This window comes from Phormidium pseudopriestleyi FRX01, from assembly GCF_017313335.1.
GTDB classification, from domain to species: Bacteria; Cyanobacteriota; Cyanobacteriia; order Cyanobacteriales; family Laspinemataceae; genus Laspinema; species Laspinema pseudopriestleyi.
The window spans coordinates 1-4,051 of sequence record NZ_JAFLQW010000487.1; the positions used below are offsets into that span (position 1 = coordinate 1).

3 protein-coding genes are annotated in these 4,051 nt (G+C 47.4%); all 3 read right to left on the bottom strand.

Features of this window, described 5'->3' with window-relative positions; all coding sequences use genetic code 11:
• Positions 1–62 precede the first annotated feature (62 nt).
• Positions 63–218 carry a hypothetical protein gene (locus J0895_RS18645; RefSeq protein WP_207089508.1) on the bottom strand — a complete coding sequence of 52 codons (156 nt, stop codon included), beginning with the start codon at positions 216–218 and terminating at the stop codon, positions 63–65.
• Positions 219–372: 154 nt separating this feature from the next.
• Positions 373–3,576, bottom strand: a complete 3,204-nt coding sequence (gene drmD / locus J0895_RS18650) for a DISARM system SNF2-like helicase DrmD (RefSeq protein WP_207089509.1) — start codon at positions 3,574–3,576, stop codon at positions 373–375.
• Positions 3,577–3,759: 183 nt separating this feature from the next.
• On the bottom strand, positions 3,760–4,051 hold a 292-nt coding region (locus J0895_RS18655; protein WP_207089510.1), incomplete at its 5' end, for a type II toxin-antitoxin system VapC family toxin.

Below are 4,051 nucleotides of genomic sequence, written 5' to 3' on the forward strand. Positions count from 1 at the left end.
CGGTCCCCGGACCTTACCAAGGTCCGGGTTAGGGTGGGGTCCTCCGTCAGTGCGATCGCACGTCACAAGGAATCCGTGGGTGGAGAGTCATAGTGGCGATCGCATCCAGTGAGTGCATGACGTGGCGATCGCCACGTCATGAGGAGACCCCACCCTAACCCTCCCCTTGCCAAGGGGAGGGGACCGGAGGTGAAGTTAATAGTACGGCGAATCACCATAAACGTAAAAACCTACTCTTGTAAGATCTTGCGCCCCGTCTATCAAAGTGATAAAGATAAAGAGGGCCTGTGCATTGCGCCCCTACAAATATACATTGACAGGGCTAGGGGCGCAATGCTACAAATAAGTGGACATTGCCTACAGATAGCTTATCTAAATCAACTTTTTAGGAACCAAATAGGTAATCGCCAGAGGAAATAACCGGGGACTGGGTTGTGCAAATCGTTGGCGAACTGCTGTAGTTTCCCGTTCAATTTCTAGGGGAATTTCTGCTAACCGTCTTTGCAAACTCTGGATATCTCGGTCAAATTGATGGCGTTCGCCGTCACTTAAATCTAGCTTCAGTTTTAATTGCATAAACTCCGGTTCCGCTAACTCTTTCTCAATACTGGTTTTTAACTCCGTGAGAATCGCCGTGATATCGGCAACTTCATAATCACACCGTTCCTGCAATGCTTTTTCTAACGATGCAGTGCGATCGGCCATCCGATTTTCCAACTGTTTTAACAAGGAGTCTGCATAATTCGGCCAGAGTTCCACTAATTTTTGAATCAGGGTCTCAGGAACCGCTTCCGCTGTCGCTATTTCTATATATTCCTGAAGTTTCAACACCCCTAATTTTTTAAACTTCCCCTCTTGAATCACACCCCCCGCCACAATCATTTCCTCATGCAACCGTTGAGAGTCTCCGCCTAAAATCACTAACCGCCCATAAGCAACCACTACTGGAAATTCACTGGCATGAGAAGGCAAAACTTTCACCGTTACCCGATGTAAATTCTTATTACTTTCCCGAGACCAAACTTCCGCCCTCAATAGTCTCAAACACATCTGAACTAGGCGATGATTCAAATGAACCAATACCACATCATCCCGTCCCCTTGTCACATCTGGGTCAAAGGCAATGGGCCGAATTTCTCCGGTGTGGGGATGGGCTAAACCTGCCGTACAAGCAGCCCAACTTCCACTCAAGGCAGGCAAATAATAAAGGTTCGTAGTAACCTTTTCAGGGGTGAAATCTTGGGGATGACTCCTTAAGGAGTCACTACGAACAGGAATTAACGGCGCTTGTTGGGCAATTTCTAACCCAATTTTAACCACCGCTTCAATATTACCCGGAGTCAGTCTTAAATTGGTGCGAGTCTCCTCAAACTGCTCTTTTAATGCCTCAATTTGCTCCCGCACTTTCCGCTCAAATTTCAACATTTGGCGCACAGGTTCCGAGGTTTTTTCTGCAAATGCTGTATCTAAAATCACCCGTTGACCTAACATCGCTTCCTCGACTTGTTGAGCAATCACTGGCCCAACTTTCCCTAAATCTTCGCGAATATTGTTAATTTTTAAAGCCGCCCGCATCAAAAATTCTAAATCCCCCTCCAAATCCCCGGGACGAATGCCCGTGGTTGTTTGTTCTTGATAGCTTTTGCCGACAAAATGATAAATCATCACTTGGGGCGCTTTCTGTCCGTGGCGATCGATTCGACCATTGCGCTGTTCCATTCGGTTAGGATTCCAGGGGATTTCATAATGAATTAAATTTGCACAATGGTTTTGTAAATCTAACCCTTCCGATGCGGCATCGGTAGCCAATAAAATCCGCACATCCGATACATCTGGCCCTGCTTGAAATGCGGCTTTAATGCGTTCTCGGTCTTCGGAATTCATCCCCCCATAGAGGGTCATCAGGCGATCGCCTGACGCCAATCCTTCCCCCGCTAACAAGTCATGCAACCATTTTTGAGTCGCCCGATATTCGGTAAAAATAATCACCCGTTGGGTGGACCACTTGCCATTGGGTCGAATCTGAGTTCCAATCCAATTCAACAATTCCTGGGCTTTAGAATCCGGGCGACGGGAGGCAGTTTCGGCCCAAGTTTGTAGTTCATTGAGGATTTCCCGTTCCCGAGAAGTCAGTGTTCTAAATAACCGAGTTGTTGTCACGATCGCATCCTCGGTTGACTCCTCATATAAAGCATCATCGGCAAACTCTTCCTCCATTTCCTCTAACTGCCGTCGTAAAATTCCCGCATTCGTTTTTCCCAGATTCTGCCGACTCTGGCGCTGGGCACTTTCCAGGGAAATTTGATGCTGTTGTAAGGTACTTAAAAAAGCAGCAGGACAAGAAAATAACCGCTTTTTCAACAACTTCAAAACAAACTCTGTGGCATATAATTCTATTTTATCTTTTGCCTCTTTACGCCGTTTTATGGTATAATCATTTAATAACTGATTCGCGTGTTTTTCGGCCTCAGAATAATCCACCGGAATCGCGGCTAATTGCCGTTGTGCAAACCGAGGCGTGCCATCCCAGCGAGGCGGAAGTTCTCGCTTTAGACGCCGAACCATCACCAACTGTAACTGATTGCGGTCCGGTGTAATTCCTCGGGCAAATCGTTGGGAGTCGAGTAACTCTAATAAGGCGGTAAAACTTTCTAAATAGCCATTGTGAGGAGTAGCCGTCAGAAATAATTTATGCTCAAAATGCGGCACCAATAACCGAATCGCCGTGGTTCGTTGAGAATCCACCGCATAGCGACCCCCACCAGACGGGGCGATATTGTGCGCTTCATCCACAATCAGCAAATCAAAGCGCCGGGGATATACCGATTCTCCCTCAGCGGGTAAAGCTTCGCGCATCAACCGCAGGGGGCGATCGCGTTTCAGAAAATCAATTGAGGTAATCAAGCGGGGAAAATGCTGCCAGGGATTAATATGTAATCCTCTACTTCTACGCAATGTTCGCATCAAATCGCTGTTAACAATGCGGAAATCCAACCCAAATTTATCCCGCATTTGTTCTTGCCACTGCACCTGCAACGCCGAAGGACAGACAATCAAAATCCGTCGCGATCGCTGCCGCAAAATCAACTCCTGCGCCACCAACCCCGCCTCAATGGTTTTCCCCAATCCCACATCATCAGCAATTAACAGATTCACCCGAGGCATTTGAATCGCCCGAATCACCGGATCTAACTGGTAATCTTCAATATCAATCCCACTTCTAAACGGCGACTGCACTGAACGAACATCCGCACTAGAAGAAGCCCCCCACCGCACCGCATCTAAAAAGGCTGCCAATCGTTCGGGAGTATCGAATCCGCTAGGGTAGGGCAATTCCATTTTCTCATAGACGATCGCCCCGACTTCCAACTCCCAAATCACCTGCAATTCTTCCCCCAAGGCATCATCTTCTACCGAAGAGAGACTGACGAGATGCTGCGGGTTATGGAATGGCGATCGGACTCTATCTTGGGGAAGGGTAGAGGTATGAACCTCTGTCACCGCAAACCGGCGAGCTCGAACTTCTACAAGCTGTCCCGGTTCAGGAATAGCAGCGATCGCAGTGGCATGAGTCATCACAATTCGGCATCCAGGAAGAACCCTCTGATTTTATCACGGGTCAGGCTATAGTCTGCGATCGGCTTTTTATCCCCAGTCCAGAAACCGGTTTTTTTCCCTTTGAATCTCCACCCAAATTGGGCGTAAAAACCGGGTTTCTCAATTAAGAAACCCGGTTTCTGTCGTTTCTGAGTAACGGGGCTACCTGGCAGCCCAAATCAGAGAAATATCTCTGTATTTTCTAAACATTATATCGGCACTCAACAGGGTCATATCCTCCAGGGGGGCCTGAGCAATTAAGAGGCGATCAAAGGGATCTTTATGATATAATGGTAAAGCAGCGGCGCGTAACACATGACCTGCTTTAATTTCTAGAATTCGCATATCCAACAATGCTATGCGGCTATCAATGTAGGTATCAATGGGTTCTGGTAGCGGCAATTTTCCATTGGCTACTTTGATTGCTATTTCCCAGATACTTGCAACGGAAAAC

Coding starts and splice junctions, on each gene's coding strand:
- J0895_RS18645 (WP_207089508.1), bottom strand. CDS start 218: ATGGTGATTCGCCGTACTATTAACTTCACCTCCGGTCCCCTCCCCTTG.
- drmD (WP_207089509.1), bottom strand. CDS start 3,576: ATGACTCATGCCACTGCGATCGCTGCTATTCCTGAACCGGGACAGCTT.